Genomic DNA, 14,227 nt, shown 5'->3' on the forward strand with positions numbered 1-14,227 from the left:
CGATGACGCAGGCCGTCTTCATCACCGGCGCCAGCAGTGGCCTGGGCCAGGCGCTGGCGCGGCAATACGCGGCCCGGGGCGCCACGCTGGGCTTGCTGGGGCGGCGCGAGGACGCCTTGCGGACCCTGGCCGCCAGCCTGCCGGGCGCGCACCGCTGCTATGCGGTGGACGTGCGCGAGCGCGCGGCGCTGCACGCCGCGGCGGCCGACTTCCTGGGCCTTACCGGCGGCCGCATCGACGTGGTGATCGCCAGCGCCGGCATCAGCGCGGGCACCCTGTCCGAGCACGCCGAGGACTACGCCGTGTTCGAGGCCATCGTCCATACCAACCTGCTGGCCACGGTGGCGACCTTCGAGCCTTTCATCGCGCCCATGCGTGCGCGCGGCCAGGGCCGGCTGGTGGGCATCGGCAGCGTGGCGGGGGTGCGGGGGCTGCCCGGGGCCGGCGCCTACAGCGCCTCCAAGGCCGCGCTCGCCGTCTATTGCGAAAGCCTGCGCCTGGAGCTGGCGCCGGCGGGCATCAAGGTCGTCACCATCGCGCCGGGCTACATCCGCACCCCCATGACCGACGGCAATCCTTATCGCATGCCCTTCCTGATGGCGCCCGAGGCCTTCGCCCGGCGGGCGGCCGCCGCCATCGCGCAAGGCCGCCGCTACACCGTCATTCCCTGGCAGATGGGCATCGTCGCGCGGCTCATGCGCCTGCTGCCGGGTTGGCTGTACGACCGCCTGGCCCGCAACGCGCCGCGCAAGCCGCGGCGCTGAAGGCGGCCGGCCAGGCCGCGCTGGGCGCCGGTGCTCAATTGAGCCGCACGTCCACTGCCGGCGCGCCGTCCCCGGGGGGCGTATCGGTCCAGACGACCACCTGGCCGCTGGTGCGCTGGAACACCAGGTTCACCGCATGCCCGCCCACCGCCAGGCGGCGGATCTCCAGGCGGTCCATGCCGACCGGCAGCTGCGGGCGCTCGATCAGGATCGAGCCGGGGCGCCCGCTGGCAGGGTCCTGCGCGCGGATGTCCAGCCCCAGGCTGGCCTGCAGCAGCATGTATGCCGCGCCGCTGGCCCAGGCCTGCGGCAGGCAGGCCACGGGATAGCGCACGGGCGCCTCGGCGGCGGCGCGCGGCAGGCCGCAGAACAGCTCGGGCAGGCGCATAGAGAAGTGCGCGGCGGCCTCGAACATGGCCTGCAGCAGCCGCGCCACGGCGGCGCGCTCGCCATACCGCGACATGCCCAGCGCGCACAGCGCCACGTCATGCGGCCACACCGAGCCGTTGTGATAGGACATGGGGTCGTAGCGGGCCGCCTCGGTCGCCAGCGTGCGGATGCCCCAGCCGCTGTACAGCCCGCGCGAGCACAGGCCGGCGATCAACGATTTCGCGCGCTCGGCCGAGGGCAGCCCGCAATACAGCAGGTGGCCGGCGTTGGAGGCGCGCACGCGGCAGGCCCGCCCCAGGCCGTCCACGGCCAGGGCGTAGTAGGACTGTTCCGGCAGCCAGAAGCGCGCCTCGACCGTGGCGCGCAGGCGCCGGGCCTGTTCGCGCCAGCGCCGGGCCGCCTCGGGCTGCCCGGCGCGCTGGGCCAGTTCGGCCATGTCCAGCCAGGCCCGGTAGGCATAGCCTTGCACTTCCACCAGCGCGATGGGGCCGTCCGCGCCCGTGCCGTCGGCATGGAATACCGAGTCGTGGCTGTCCTTCCAGCCCTGGTTGGCCAGCCCGGTGGCCTGGGCGCGGGCATAGGTGACCAGTCCCAGCGGGCTGCGGGCGGCGTTTTCGTCCAGCCATTGCGCGGCCTGCCACAGGGCCGGCCGGATGCGTGCGACCAGGTCGGCGTCGCCGGTGCGGCGCAGGTAGGCCGCCGCCAGGATGATGAACAGGGGCGTGGTGTCCACGCCGCCGTAATACCGCGCGAAAGGCAGCTCGCCCAGCGCGGACATCTCTCCCTTGCGCGTCTCGTGCATGATCTTGCCCGGCTCGGCATCGCGAAACGCCGACTGCTCGCGCGCCTGGTGTTCGGCCAGATAGGCCAGCACGCCGCGCGCCAGCGCAGGGTCCAGCCACAGCATCTGCAAGGCGGTGATGACCGCGTCGCGCCCGAAAGGCGTGGAGAACCACGGTATGCCGGCATAGGGATAGGGGCCGGTGGGCAGTTCGGTGGTCAACAGCGCGATGTCGCCGCGCGCCCGGTCCAGCCAGGCCTGGAACAGGCGTCCGCTGGCCCGCACGGCCGCGCCGCGCCGCCGGCGCCGCCGCATCGCCAGCCAGGCCTGGGCGGCCGCGCGCCGGAAGGTGTCGCGTCCGGGGGCGGGCTCGCCATCGGCCGGGCCGGCCTGCAGGTAGACCTCCCAGGTGCCGTGCGGCGGCACCTCGGCCTCGAAGCGCAACTGCGAGGCATCGGCCTGCTGCGGGGGCTGCGAGACGGCCAGAACGGTACGCCGCAGCTTGCCGTCCAGTCCTTCGTAGCCCAGCTCGACCCGGCTGCCGGCGGCCACCGACGCGCGCATGCGCCCGCGCGCGGGGCGCTGGCTGCCGCGCACTTCGAACATGTCGAAGAAGTCGGCGCCGAAGAACAGCTCCACCGGCACGCGCAGCGGCTGTTCGTGGTAGTTGCGCAGGCGGATCCGCTCGTGCAGCCGGCGCTCGCGCAGGAAGCGCTTGCGTTCGACGTGCACCGGCGGCCGGGCGCCGGCCTGCCCGCAGGCCGCGCTCAGGTGGGCCGTGAAGAACACGTTGTCCCGGCCGACCGAGCTCGACAGCAGCGCCGGGCGCTGCCCCGCCACGCGCAGCGCCAGGCGCGACAGCCAGCGCGTATCGTCCACGAACAGGCCGCAATCCCCTTCCTGCAGGTCGCCCAGCGCGTCGCTTACCAGGAAGGTGTCGGCATCCTTGAGCACCATGAGCGGCATGGCGCCGGGCGCCATGGCATCGGGCGAGAGCGGCGTCTCCATGGCGCTCAGTCCATGGCCACCAGGTCGGCGGCGCGGGCGGCCTGTCCGGCGCACAGCCGCTCGTAGAGCATGACGTAGGCGCGCGCCATGGCGTCGGCCGAGAAGCGCTGCTCGAACGCTTCGCGGATGCGCCGCCGGTCCAGTCCGGCCGCCTCGTGCACCGCGCGCACGGCCTGGGCCTGGCTGCGGACGATGAAACCGGTGGCGCCGTTCTCGATGATTTCGGGAACCGAGCCGTTCTCCCAGGCGATGACTGGCGTGCCGTGCGCCATCGCCTCGATCATCACCAGGCCAAAGGGTTCGGGCCAGTCGATGGGAAAGAGCAGCGCCTGCGCCTGGCCCAGGAACCGCGCCTTGTCGGCATCGCCGATCTCGCCGACGAATTCCACGCCCGGCTGCCCCAGCAGCGGCCGGATGTGCCGTTCGAAATAGTCGCGGTCGGCATCGTCCACCTTGGCGGCCAGCTTGATCGGCAGGCCGGCGGCGCGCGCGATGGCAATGGCCCGGTCGGGCCGCTTCTCGGGCGAAATCCTGCCCAGGAAGGCCAGGTAGCCGCCTTGGCCCGTGCCCGCCGGGCCGGGGATGTCCAGGCCGTGGTAGACCGTGCCGGCCCAGTTGGCCTGGGGCAGGGGGCTGCGCTGGTGGTAGGAGATCGAGACCAGCGGGAAATCGCGCCAGCGCGCGTAGGCCTGGGGCAGGTCGCAGATGTCCAGCCGCCCGTGCAGCGTGGTCAGGGTGCGCGCGGCCATGTCCTCGAACAGGGGAAAGTGCAGCAGGTCCACGTGAAAGTGCAGCACGTCGAATTCGCCCGCGCGCCGCCGCACCTCGTCGAGCATGGCCAGGTGGCTGGCCAGGTCGGACTTGAGCGGGCGCGGGTCCAGCCGCAGGGCCTGGTCCCGGCAGGCGACCAGGCGGGCGCGCGTGCGCGCATCGGCCGAGGCGAACAGCGTGACTTCGTGGCCCTGGCCCACCAGGGCGTCGGCCAGGTGGGCCACCACGCGCTCGGTGCCGCCGTACAGGCGGGGCGGGACGGCTTCGTACAGGGGTGCGATCTGCGCGATCTTCATCGGCGACTCCTTCAAGAAAGAATGGACGAGTGAACAAAGCGAGAATGCGCGGCCGCCGCGGCGGGCGGCTGACGCTGCCGGGCCTGATATGGGGACTGGCCGTCCGGTCTTCAAGACGGGCAAGGGGCAGGGCAGGGACCGCCCGGTTGGCGGACCCGGCAGGAGACGAGCGCGTCAGGGCGCCGAGAAATCGTCCTCGACGGCGACGTTCATGTGGCCGACGTCGCCCCAGTTGGCGATGCGCCAGCTGCCGGCGTCCACGACCACGCGGTTGATGCTCACGTTCAGCAGCGGCTCTTGCCGCGGGGCGTTCAGCGGCAGGTCCTGGGCGTGGTGCCAGATGATGTCCAGCACCCCGCCGTGGGTCAGCACCAGCACGCGCTCGTGCGCATGGCGGCTGGCCAGCGCGTCGACCGCATCGACCACCCGGGCGCGGAACTGCCCCAGCGTCTCGCCGCCTTCGATGGGGCGGTGCGGATCGCGGCTTTTCCAGGCGGCGGCGGCCTCGGGCTGCGCCTGGTCCATGCGCGCCAGCTCCACGCCTTCGAGCACGCCGAAGCAGCGTTCGCGCACGCCCGGCTCGGTGCGGATGCGCAGGTCCAGCTGCTCGGATATCGCCTGCGCCGTGTGGTGCGCGCGCATCAGGTCGCTGCTGTACAGGGCCGAGAAGGGCGAGTGCTCGGCATCGCCCCGCAGGCGCAGCGCCAGCTTGCGGGCCTGCGCCACGCCGTTGGCATTCAGGGGGATGTCCTGCCAGCCCTGCATGCGGCGGGCGACGTTCCAATCGGTCTCGCCGTGGCGGATGAACCAGAATTCAGTCATGGGATTGCACGATCTCCGGGAGGGGCCGGCCCGCCGCCGGCGGGCCGGCGCGATGGTGGCGGACCCCTGGGCGGCGCGCCACAGTGTCCCGATTGTAGAAGCAAGCGCCAAATGGCTTGCCGCCGTCATCGTCCGGACATACACTTTCGCCGCTTTTTTGCCTATCCATAGAGCCCTGGGAGGGGTGTCCCCATGTCCGAATCCTTCTTTCCCCGCTGGCGCCGCGTAGACGGCACCGGCGGGACCGTCATCGCGCCCGACGAGTGCCTCTCGCCCGGCCAGAACGTCGCCATGGGCGCGCAGCACGTGGTCGCCATGTTCGGCTCCACGGTGCTCGCCCCGCTGCTCATGGGCTTCGATCCCAACGTGGCGATCCTGATGTCGGGCATCGGCACCCTGATCTTTTTCTGCTTCGTGCGGGGCCGGGTGCCCAGCTATCTGGGTTCGAGCTTTGCCTTCATCGGCGGGGTGATCGCGGTCACCGGCTATGCCGGCTCGGGGCCCAATCCCAACATCGGCGTGGCCCTGGGGGCCATCGTGGCCTGCGGGCTGGCCTACACCGTGATCGGCGCGCTGGTCTGGATGGCCAACGCGCGCGGCGGCGGCGGGGCCGGCTGGATCGACAGGCTGATGCCGCCGGTGGTCACCGGCGCGGTGGTGGCGGTGATCGGCCTGCACCTGGCGCCCATCGCGGCGCGCAACGCCATGGGCGGCTCGACCTTCGACGCCCTGATGGCCCTGGTCACCATCGTGTGCGTGGGCGGCGTGGCGGTCTGGACGCGCGGCATGCTGCAGCGCCTGCTCATCCTGGCCGGCCTGGTGCTGGCCTGCGTGATCTACGGCCTGCTGGCCAACGTCGCCGGCCTGGGCACGCCCATGGACTTCTCCGGCGTGGCCCAGGCTGCCTGGTTCGGCCTGCCGCGTTTCGCCAGCCCCGAGTTCCAGCTGCCCGCCATCAGCCTGATCGCGCCGGTGGCCATCATCCTGGTGGCCGAGAACCTGGGCCACATCAAGGCCGTCAGCGCCATGACCGGCCGCGACATGGACCGCTACCTGGGCCGCGCCTTCGTGGGCGACGGCGTGGCCACCATGGTCTCGGGCAGCGTGGGCGGCACCGGCGTGACCACCTATGCCGAGAACATCGGCGTGATGGCCGTCACCCGCATCTATTCGACCCTGGTTTTTGTCATCGCCGCGCTCATCGCCATCGTGCTGGGCTTCTCGCCCAAGTTCGGCGCCCTGATCCTGACCATCCCCGGGCCGGTGCTGGGCGGCATGTCGGTCGTGGTGTTCGGCCTGATCACCATCGCCGGCGCGCGCATCTGGGTGGTCAACAAGGTGGACTTCAGCGACAACCGCAACCTCATCGTGGCGGCCGTCACGCTGGTCATGGGCGCCGGCGATTTCACGCTGCGCCTGGGCGAGTTCCACCTGAACGGCATCGGCACCGCCACTTTCGGCGCCATCATCCTGTATGCGCTGTTAAGGAAATAGCCCACCCCGGGGCTAGGCCCCAAGGGCAAGCCGCCGCTTGCAATTGCGGCGCAGTTTGCCGACAATGCGGTTTCAGACCCCGGTTGCACCGACCGGGGTTTGTTTTTTGCCGCCGGGCTGCCCCAAGGCAAAGAACGGCCCCCACGGGGGGCAGCAAGGCGCAGCGCGGGGGCTTTCCTGCCGCCGGGCTGCCCGTGCCCGCCGGCACGCCTGGCCGCGGGCCGGTTCCGGCCCGCGCCCGCAGGCCGCCGTGGCGCCCACGCGCCGGCGGCCCGACCTTGCGTTATTGATATTCATTCGTAGTGTTTTGACGCTCCTGCCCGGCGTCGGGCCGTCCCCTTGCGGGTGATGGCATGCCGCAGGCTTGGCCGGAGCGTGTTTTCATAGGAAGAGACATGTCTGCCATTCCCATCACCGCGCGCGGAGCCGAACGCCTGCAGCAGGAACTCCATCGCCTGAAGACCGTCGAGCGTCCCCAGGTCATCGATGCGATCGCCGAGGCGCGCGCGCAGGGCGACCTGTCCGAGAATGCCGAATACGATGCCGCGCGCGAGCGCCAGGGCTTCATCGAGGGCCGCATCAGCGAGCTCGAAGGGACGCTGTCCAATGCCCAGGTCATCGACCCGACCGAACTGGAGGCCGACGGCAAGGCCGTATTCGGCTCGACGGTCGACATCGAGGACCTGGAAACCGGCGAGCGCGTGGTCTACCAGATCGTGGGCGACGTCGAGGCCGACATCCGCAACAACCTGATCTCGGTGTCCAGCCCCGTGGCGCGCGCCCTGATCGGCAAGCGCGCCGGCGACGTGGTCGAGGTCAACGCCCCTTCGGGCGTGCGCGAGTACGAGATCATCGAAGTCAAGTACATCTGAAGCGCCGCTTCACCATGAAAAGCAGGCTGGCATGTCGACCGTGACCCGTATCCTGGCCGCGCTGTGGTGCGGCTCGCTCTGGAGCGTAGGCCTGCTGGTGGCGCCTGCGCTGTTCGCCACCCTCGGGCCGGCGCAGGCCGGCCAGGTGGTGGCCGTGGTGTTTTTCTACCAGGCGGTGGCGGGGCTTGCCGCCGCGGCCGTCATGCTGCTGCTGGACCGGATGGCCGGCGGCGGCACGCTGGGCCCGGCCGGCCGCAAGGCGGCGCTGCTGATGGCGGTGGGAGTCGGGCTGGGCTACTTCGGCCTCAAGCCGCTGATGGACCATGGACGGGCGCTGGCGGCCGCCGGGCAGGCCGTGCCGGCCTGGGCCGACTTCGGCATGCTGCACGGCGTGTCCACGGTGATCTACTTGCTGGTGGCCTTGCTGGGCCTGCGGCTGGTGGCCGTGGCGCGTTGAGTGCCCCGGCGCGCGCCGGCGCGCAGCGACAGGGCGCTGCCCGTCTTGCGGGGCGTGGCGGCGGTCTTTTTCTTGAGCGGCACGCGCGTGGAGGGGCGGGCAGGGCGCTCGGTCTCGTAGGGATCGCGGCGCACGGGCTCGACCGCCGGCTTGGCCGCACGGGCGGGGCGCTTGGGCGCGGTGCGCCCGGCGGCGGCCTGCTTCTTGGGCACGTGCGGGTCGCTGGCCTTCTTGCGCAGGGCCCGGGTCTGGGGCTGGGCGCGGGTTTCCAGTTCCTGGGCGGTGGGCCGGTACAGGATCAGCATCTTGCCCAGGTGGTGCACGGCGGCGCACGAAAGCGCATCGCAGATGCCGGCGAGCATCGTTTCGCGCGCGTCGCGGTCCTCGCCCCCGGCGCGCACCTTGATCAGCCCGTGGGCGGATAATGCGCGGTCGATTTCCTTCAGGACGGCTTCGGTCAGCCCGTTATCGCCGATCAGGACGACCGGGCGCAGGGAATGGGCGGCGGCACGCAGTTCGCTGCGCTCGCGGGGTGTAATTTCAAGGTTCGGCATGACCGGATTGTACGAGAATGGCCAAGAAGAAATTTTCCAAAGAGTGGATCCAGCAGCACATCAACGATCCCTACGTCAAGCTGGCCCAGCAGAAAGGCTATCGCGCCCGGGCGGCCTTCAAGCTGGCCGAGATCATCGAGACGGAAAAGCTGTTGCGCCGCGGCGACATCGTGGTGGACCTGGGCGCCACCCCGGGCAGCTGGTCGCAGGTCGCCCGCGAGCGGCTGGCGGGGCCGGGCGGCGTGCTGGACGGGCGCATCCTGGCGCTGGACATCCTGCCGATGGAGCCCATCGCCGGGGTGGAATTCCTGCAGGGCGATTTTCGCGAGGAGGCGGTGCTGCGCCAGCTCGAGGCCATGCTCGGCGGCGCCAAGGCGGACCTTGTAATGTCGGACATGGCCCCCAATCTATCGGGAGTGAGCTCGGCCGATTCGGCGCGGATCCAGCACGTCTGCGACCTGGCGCTGGAGTTCGCGCAGGCGCACCTCAAGCCGGAAGGGGCGCTGATCGTCAAGGCCTTCCACGGCAGCGGATTCTCGCAGATCGTCGAGTCGTTCAAGCAGCAGTTCCGCCGCGTGGTCGAACGCAAGCCCAAGGCTTCGCGCGACAGGTCGTCGGAAACTTTTTTGGTCGGCCGCGGCCTGAAACATCCCATGTAATGTGTCGTAACCCCCACCCGAAAGCAGCCCAAGCCCCGACAGAGTAGAATCGGGATTGACATCTTAAATAGGGTGCCGCGCTGTGCGTGAGCGCCCGTCCGGTCGGATTCGAGAGCAGGAGATCGACCTTGAACAATTCATTTTCCAAAGTCGCGGTCTGGATGGTGATCGCACTGGTTCTGTTCACGGTTTTCAAGCAGTTTGATGGCCGTCCGCAGTCCCAGGACGGCGTGAGCTATACCCAGTTCATGGAAGACGCCAATGCCGGCCGCATCCGCAAGGTCGACATCCAGGGCGATACCCTTTACGTGACCCCCGACGCGGGCCGGCCCTACAGCCTGACCTCGCCGGGCGACCTGTGGATGGTGTCCGACCTGCTGAAGGCCGGCGTGCAGGTCTCGGGCAAGGCGCGCGAAGAGCCGTCGCTGCTCATGAGCATCTTCGTGTCGTGGTTCCCCATGCTGCTGTTGATTGGCGTGTGGATCTTCTTCATGCGCCAGATGCAGGGCGGCGGGCGCGGCGGCGCATTCAGCTTCGGCAAGTCGCGCGCGCGCATGCTCGACGAGAACACCAACACCATCACCTTCGCCGACGTCGCCGGCTGCGACGAGGCCAAGGAGGACGTGCAGGAGCTGGTCGACTTCCTGCGCGACCCCACCAAGTTCCAGAAGCTGGGCGGGCGCATCCCGCGCGGCGTGCTGATGGTCGGCTCGCCCGGCACCGGCAAGACGCTGCTGGCCAAGGCCATCGCCGGCGAGGCCAAGGTGCCGTTCTTCAGCATCTCGGGCTCGGACTTCGTCGAGATGTTCGTCGGCGTGGGCGCGGCCCGCGTGCGCGACATGTTCGAGAACGCCAAGAAGCAGGCCCCGTGCATCATCTTCATCGATGAAATCGACGCGGTCGGCCGCCAGCGCGGCGCCGGCCTGGGCGGGGGCAACGACGAGCGCGAGCAGACCCTGAACCAGATGTTGGTCGAGATGGACGGTTTCGAATCGGGCCAGGGCGTGATCGTGATCGCGGCCACCAACCGCCCCGACGTGCTCGACCCGGCGCTGCTGCGCCCGGGCCGCTTCGACCGCCAGGTCGTGGTGCCGCTGCCTGACATCCGCGGCCGCGAGCAGATCCTCAAGGTGCACATGCGCAAGGTGCCGGTGGCGCAGAACGTCGACGCCACCGTGCTGGCGCGCGGCACGCCCGGCTTCTCGGGCGCCGACCTGGCCAACCTGGTCAACGAGGCCGCGCTGTTCGCCGCGCGCCGCAACGGCCGCACGGTGGACATGTCCGACTTCGAGAAGGCCAAGGACAAGATCATCATGGGCGCCGAGCGCCGCTCCATCGTCATGCCCGAGGAAGAGCGCCGCAACACGGCCTACCACGAGTCGGGCCATGCCATCGTGGCGCGCTGCCTGCCCAAGACCGACCCGGTGCACAAGGTCACCATCATCCCGCGCGGCCGCGCGCTGGGCGTGACCATGCAGCTGCCCGAGGCCGACCGCTACAGCATGGACAAGGAGCGCCTGCTGAGCATGATCGCGGTGCTGTTCGGCGGCCGTATCGCCGAAGAGATCTTCATGAACCAGATGACCACCGGGGCCTCGAACGACTTCGAGCGCGCCACGGCCATCGCCCGCGACATCGTCACGCGCTACGGCATGACCGACTCGCTCGGCCCCATGGTGTATGCCGAGAACGAAGGCGAGGTCTTCCTGGGCCGGGCGGTCACCAAGACCACCAACGTGTCCGAAGCCACCATGCAGAAGGTCGATGCCGAGATCCGCAGGATCATCGACAGCCAGTACGCCGTGGCCCGCAAGATCCTGGAAGACAACCGCGACAAGGTCGAGGCCATGACCCGCGCGCTGCTCGAATGGGAAACCATCGATGCGGACCAGATCGACGACATCATGAACGGCCAGCCCCCGCGTCCGCCCAAGACGCCCCAGGGCCCGGCCGACAGCCCCGACACGCCGCCGGCTGGCGGCGTGGCCCCCGGTTCGGGCAACGCCACCGCCACTGCCTGATCCTTCCGGCGGCTGCGCACCGGCATGGCAAACACCTTCCTGTGCGGGCGCTACGAGTTCGACCTCGAGCGCCCGCTGGTGATGGGCATCGTCAACGTCACGCCCGATTCCTTCTCGGACGGCGGCCAGTGGGCCGAGGCCGACGCGGCCATCGCCCATGCGCAGGCGCTGCTGCGCGAGGGCGCGCACATCCTGGACATCGGCGGCGAGTCCACCCGCCCGGGCGCCGAGCCCGTGCCTGCCGACCAGGAGCTGGCGCGCCTGCTGCCTGTCATCGAGGGCCTGCGCGATTGCGGCGCGCCGATCTCGGTCGATACCTCCAAGCCCCAGGTCATGAAGGCCGTGCTCGATGCCGGCGCCGACATGATCAACGACGTCTACGGCTTTCGCGAGCCCGGCGCCATCGAGGCCGTGGCCGGCACGCGCTGCGGCCTGTGCGTCATGCACATGAAGGGCGAGCCGCGCACCATGCAGGTTGCGCCGGAATATAACGACCTGCTGGGCGAGATCGGCCTGTTCCTGGGCGCGCGCGCGCAGCGCCTGCGCGGGGCCTGGGTCGATCCGCGCCGCATCGTGCTCGATCCCGGCTTCGGCTTCGGCAAGACGCCGGACCAGAATTTTCAATTGCTGCGCCGGCTCTCGAGCCTGCGCGTTTCCAGCTACCCCCTGCTGGTGGGGGTTTCCCGCAAGTCCATGATCGGCCATGCCACGGGCAAGCCGGTGGGCGAGCGCCTGCCCGGCAGCATTGCCGCGGCGCTGGCCTGCGTGGCGCGCGGCGCCTCCATCGTGCGGGTGCACGATGTGGCCGCCACCGTCGATGCCCTGAGGGTCTGGCAGGCCGTCGAGCAAGGAGCCATTCCCCAATGAGTCAACGCAAGTATTTTGGTACCGATGGCGTCCGCGGCGAGGTGGGCGGCCCGGTCATCAATGCCGAGTTCGCCCTGCGCCTGGGCTATGCCGCCGGCCGCGTGCTGGCGCGCGAGCACGCGAGCCGGGGCCGCCCCAGGGTGCTCATCGGCAAGGACACCCGGCTCTCGGGCTACATGCTCGAATCGGCGCTGGAGGCCGGCCTGTCCGCCGCCGGTATCGATACGCTGCTGGCCGGCCCGCTGCCCACGCCGGGCGTGGCCTACCTGACCCGGGCGCTGCGCCTGGTGGCCGGCATCGTGATCAGCGCCTCGCACAATCCCTACCAGGACAACGGTATCAAGTTTTTCTCGGCCCAGGGCATGAAGCTGCCCGACGAGACCGAGGAGGCCATCGAGCAGGCGCTCGAAGAGCCGCTGGGCTGCGTGTCCTCCGAAAAGCTCGGCCGGGCCCGCCGCGTCGAGGACGCCGCCGGCCGCTACATCGAATTCTGCAAGAGCACCTTTCCCAACGAGCTGGACCTCAATGGCCTGAAGCTGGTGGTCGATGCCGCGCACGGCGCGGCCTATCACGTGGCGCCCCACGTGTTCCGCGAACTGGGGGCCGAGGTGCACGCCATCGGCTGCCAGCCCGACGGCTTTAACATCAACGAGAACGTCGGCGCGCTCTATCCGGAGGCCCTGGCGGCCGAAGTCCGGGCGCGCGGCGCCGACCTGGGCATCGCGCTGGACGGCGACGCCGACCGGCTGCAGATGGTCGACGCCACCGGCCGCATCTACAACGGCGACGAACTGCTGTACGCGGTGGTGCGCGAGCGCCTGGAGCGCGGCAAGGTCGAAGGCGTGGTGGGCACCCTGATGACCAATTTCGGCCTGGAGCGCCAGCTGCAGCGCCTGGGGGTGCCCTTCGAGCGCGCGCAGGTGGGCGACCGCTATGTGCTCGAGCAGCTGCAAAGCCGCAAGTGGCTGTACGGCGGCGAAAGCTCGGGCCACCTGCTGTGCCTGGATTGCCACACCACGGGCGACGGCGTGATCGCCGCCCTGCAGGTGCTGACCGCCTTGCGCCGCCACGGCATCGCCCTGGCCGACTGGCTCGGCGAGCTGCGCATGTATCCGCAAAAGATGATCAACGTGCCCCTGCAGCCCGGCCTGAACTGGGCCGAGCACGCGGGCCTGAACGCGGCGCGCGCCGAGGTCGAGAAAACCCTGGCCGGCCGCGGCCGCGTGCTGATCCGCGCTTCGGGCACCGAGCCCAAGCTGCGCCTGATGGTCGAGGCCGAGGACGCCGAATTGGCCGAGCGCTGCGCCAAGCAGCTGGCCGGCGTGGACTTGACGGCGTAAGGACCCGTCCCCCAGGGGGAAAACCCTGCCGTTGCATGACAGCAACTTAATCGTCCGGTCATGACACCGTCAATGACGTGAAACATTTAATATCCAAACTGCTGGGATAGCTAAGGAGTTTCACGCCATGCTCGAATTGGTTCACAGTCCCGCCGAAAGCAAGTCAGTCAAAACCTGGCCCCAGGCGGCCAACGGCGGGTTGACGGTGGGGTTGGCCCGATCGGGCGAAGAGCTCCGGCAGATCCAGCAATTGCGCTACAAGGTCTTCAGCAAGGAGCTGGGCGCACGCCTGGAGGGCGCCCGCGAGGGCATGGACGTCGACCGCTACGACGCCTTCTGCGAGCACCTGATGGTGCGCGAAGAGCCCAGCCAGCGCGTGGTCGGCACCTATCGCGTGCTCACCCCCGAAAAAGCCCGGCTGGCCGGCAGCTACTACTCCGAGTCCGAGTTCGACCTGAGCGGCCTGGCCTCGCTGCGCGGCGAGCTGGTCGAGTTCGGCCGCTCCTGCACCCACGAGGACTACCGCAACGGTTCGGTCATCATGCTGCTGTGGTCCGGCCTGGCCGAGATCCTGCGCCGCGGCGGCTACCGCTACGTGCTGGGCTGCGCCAGCGTCAGCCTGCGCGACGACGGCGTGACCGCCGCCGAAGTCTGGCGCATGGTGGCCCCCACGCTGCGCGATCCGGCCGCGCATCTGGTGCGCCCGCTGCACCGCTATCCGGTCGAAAAGCTCGACAGCGAGCTGCCCGCCCGCGTGCCGCCGCTCATCAAGGGCTATCTGAAACTGGGCGCCAAGGTCTGTGGCGAGCCGGCCTGGGATCCCGACTTCAACACCGCCGATTTCCCCATGCTGCTTTCGGTGGACGAGATGGACGAGCGCTATCGCAAGCACTTCGGGCTGGACAGCCTGCACGAGATGCTGGCGCCGGCGGCGGCGGTGGGGAGAAGGCAGCAGGTGGCGTAAGGCGGTTGGGGTGTGGTGCCCGGGGTGGGTGCCTTTGCCTGGTGTTATCACGGTGCGTGGTGGTGGTGGCTTGGTTGATGGCAGCTTGTTTGACGGCAGCTTGCTTGACGGCCGGCGTGGCCGGTCGGGGTGGCGGGCTCATGCTGTCGCGTGCGGCGCGGCAGATC

At 69.9% G+C, this 14,227-nt stretch carries 13 protein-coding genes; 9 read left to right on the forward strand and 4 right to left on the reverse strand.

Annotated elements, in window-relative coordinates:
• Nucleotides 1–2 precede the first annotated feature (2 nt).
• On the forward strand, nucleotides 3–764 hold the full coding sequence (locus V8Z80_RS15130) for an SDR family oxidoreductase (RefSeq protein ID WP_336062564.1): 762 nt from the start codon (nucleotides 3–5) through the stop codon (nucleotides 762–764).
• A gap of 34 nt (nucleotides 765–798) precedes the next feature.
• On the opposite strand, the gene V8Z80_RS15135 is transcribed toward V8Z80_RS15130, so the two are convergent.
• From V8Z80_RS15135 to V8Z80_RS15145, 3 genes are all read right to left on the reverse strand, one after another.
• Nucleotides 799–2,943 (reverse strand): amylo-alpha-1,6-glucosidase, encoded by a 2,145-nt coding sequence (locus tag V8Z80_RS15135; RefSeq protein ID WP_336062565.1) that lies wholly within the window; start codon nucleotides 2,941–2,943, stop codon nucleotides 799–801.
• A gap of 5 nt (nucleotides 2,944–2,948) precedes the next feature.
• Nucleotides 2,949–4,010 (reverse strand): glycosyltransferase family 4 protein, encoded by a 1,062-nt coding sequence (locus tag V8Z80_RS15140; RefSeq protein ID WP_155194306.1) that lies wholly within the window; start codon nucleotides 4,008–4,010, stop codon nucleotides 2,949–2,951.
• Nucleotides 4,011–4,184: 174 nt separating this feature from the next.
• Nucleotides 4,185–4,832, reverse strand: coding sequence for a histidine phosphatase family protein (locus V8Z80_RS15145; protein ID WP_336062566.1), 648 nt, complete (start codon nucleotides 4,830–4,832; stop codon nucleotides 4,185–4,187).
• A 192-nt stretch (nucleotides 4,833–5,024) separates the two neighbouring features.
• Between V8Z80_RS15145 and V8Z80_RS15150 the strand changes: the two genes are divergently transcribed.
• The 3 genes from V8Z80_RS15150 to V8Z80_RS15160 all read left to right on the forward strand — a co-directional run bounded on the left by V8Z80_RS15150 (nucleotide 5,025) and on the right by V8Z80_RS15160 (nucleotide 7,655).
• Nucleotides 5,025–6,326 (forward strand): solute carrier family 23 protein, encoded by a 1,302-nt coding sequence (locus tag V8Z80_RS15150; protein WP_155194302.1) that lies wholly within the window; start codon nucleotides 5,025–5,027, stop codon nucleotides 6,324–6,326.
• Between the two features lie 395 nt (nucleotides 6,327–6,721).
• Nucleotides 6,722–7,198 carry a transcription elongation factor GreA gene (greA, locus tag V8Z80_RS15155; RefSeq protein WP_155194300.1) on the forward strand — a complete coding sequence of 159 codons (477 nt, stop codon included), beginning with the start codon at nucleotides 6,722–6,724 and terminating at the stop codon, nucleotides 7,196–7,198.
• Nucleotides 7,199–7,229: 31 nt separating this feature from the next.
• Nucleotides 7,230–7,655 (forward strand): DUF4149 domain-containing protein, encoded by a 426-nt coding sequence (locus V8Z80_RS15160; protein WP_155194298.1) that lies wholly within the window; start codon nucleotides 7,230–7,232, stop codon nucleotides 7,653–7,655.
• On the opposite strand, the gene V8Z80_RS15165 is transcribed toward V8Z80_RS15160, so the two are convergent.
• A complete protein-coding gene (locus tag V8Z80_RS15165; protein WP_155194296.1) occupies nucleotides 7,604–8,209 on the reverse strand; it encodes a YhbY family RNA-binding protein in 606 nt (201 codons plus the stop codon). The genes V8Z80_RS15160 and V8Z80_RS15165 overlap by 52 nt on opposite strands.
• Nucleotides 8,210–8,226: 17 nt before the next feature.
• Between V8Z80_RS15165 and V8Z80_RS15170 the strand changes: the two genes are divergently transcribed.
• The 5 genes from V8Z80_RS15170 (at nucleotide 8,227) to V8Z80_RS15190 (ending at nucleotide 14,060) form a co-directional block, all read left to right on the forward strand.
• Nucleotides 8,227–8,868, forward strand: coding sequence for an RlmE family RNA methyltransferase (locus V8Z80_RS15170; protein ID WP_336062567.1), 642 nt, complete (start codon nucleotides 8,227–8,229; stop codon nucleotides 8,866–8,868).
• 128 nt (nucleotides 8,869–8,996) lie between these two features.
• Nucleotides 8,997–10,889 (forward strand): ATP-dependent zinc metalloprotease FtsH, encoded by a 1,893-nt coding sequence (ftsH, locus tag V8Z80_RS15175; protein WP_155194293.1) that lies wholly within the window; start codon nucleotides 8,997–8,999, stop codon nucleotides 10,887–10,889.
• A gap of 24 nt (nucleotides 10,890–10,913) precedes the next feature.
• Complete coding sequence (gene folP, locus V8Z80_RS15180) at nucleotides 10,914–11,756, forward strand: dihydropteroate synthase (RefSeq protein ID WP_155194292.1); 843 nt, start codon at nucleotides 10,914–10,916, stop codon at nucleotides 11,754–11,756.
• Entirely contained in the window at nucleotides 11,753–13,096 is a 1,344-nt protein-coding gene (glmM, locus tag V8Z80_RS15185; protein WP_336062568.1) for a phosphoglucosamine mutase, read from the forward strand. Before folP ends, glmM begins: the two co-directional genes overlap by 4 nt.
• A gap of 127 nt (nucleotides 13,097–13,223) precedes the next feature.
• Nucleotides 13,224–14,060 (forward strand): GNAT family N-acetyltransferase, encoded by an 837-nt coding sequence (locus V8Z80_RS15190; protein WP_336062569.1) that lies wholly within the window; start codon nucleotides 13,224–13,226, stop codon nucleotides 14,058–14,060.
• Nucleotides 14,061–14,227: the final 167 nt, after the last annotated feature.

The organism is Orrella sp. JC864, assembly GCF_037026685.1.
In the GTDB taxonomy this organism is placed as follows: Bacteria; Pseudomonadota; Gammaproteobacteria; order Burkholderiales; family Burkholderiaceae_B; genus Orrella.

Bases quoted from the DNA above. Each gene is read 5' to 3' on its own strand.
- V8Z80_RS15130 (WP_336062564.1), top strand. From the start codon at position 3: ATGACGCAGGCCGTCTTCATCACCGGCGCCAGCAGTGGCCTGGGCCAG.
- V8Z80_RS15135 (WP_336062565.1), bottom strand. From the start codon at position 2,943: ATGGAGACGCCGCTCTCGCCCGATGCCATGGCGCCCGGCGCCATGCCG.
- V8Z80_RS15140 (WP_155194306.1), bottom strand. From the start codon at position 4,010: ATGAAGATCGCGCAGATCGCACCCCTGTACGAAGCCGTCCCGCCCCGC.
- V8Z80_RS15145 (WP_336062566.1), bottom strand. From the start codon at position 4,832: ATGACTGAATTCTGGTTCATCCGCCACGGCGAGACCGATTGGAACGTC.
- V8Z80_RS15150 (WP_155194302.1), top strand. From the start codon at position 5,025: ATGTCCGAATCCTTCTTTCCCCGCTGGCGCCGCGTAGACGGCACCGGC.
- greA (WP_155194300.1), top strand. From the start codon at position 6,722: ATGTCTGCCATTCCCATCACCGCGCGCGGAGCCGAACGCCTGCAGCAG.
- V8Z80_RS15160 (WP_155194298.1), top strand. From the start codon at position 7,230: ATGTCGACCGTGACCCGTATCCTGGCCGCGCTGTGGTGCGGCTCGCTC.
- V8Z80_RS15165 (WP_155194296.1), bottom strand. From the start codon at position 8,209: ATGCCGAACCTTGAAATTACACCCCGCGAGCGCAGCGAACTGCGTGCC.
- V8Z80_RS15170 (WP_336062567.1), top strand. From the start codon at position 8,227: ATGGCCAAGAAGAAATTTTCCAAAGAGTGGATCCAGCAGCACATCAAC.
- folP (WP_155194292.1), top strand. From the start codon at position 10,914: ATGGCAAACACCTTCCTGTGCGGGCGCTACGAGTTCGACCTCGAGCGC.
- glmM (WP_336062568.1), top strand. From the start codon at position 11,753: ATGAGTCAACGCAAGTATTTTGGTACCGATGGCGTCCGCGGCGAGGTG.
- V8Z80_RS15190 (WP_336062569.1), top strand. From the start codon at position 13,224: ATGCTCGAATTGGTTCACAGTCCCGCCGAAAGCAAGTCAGTCAAAACC.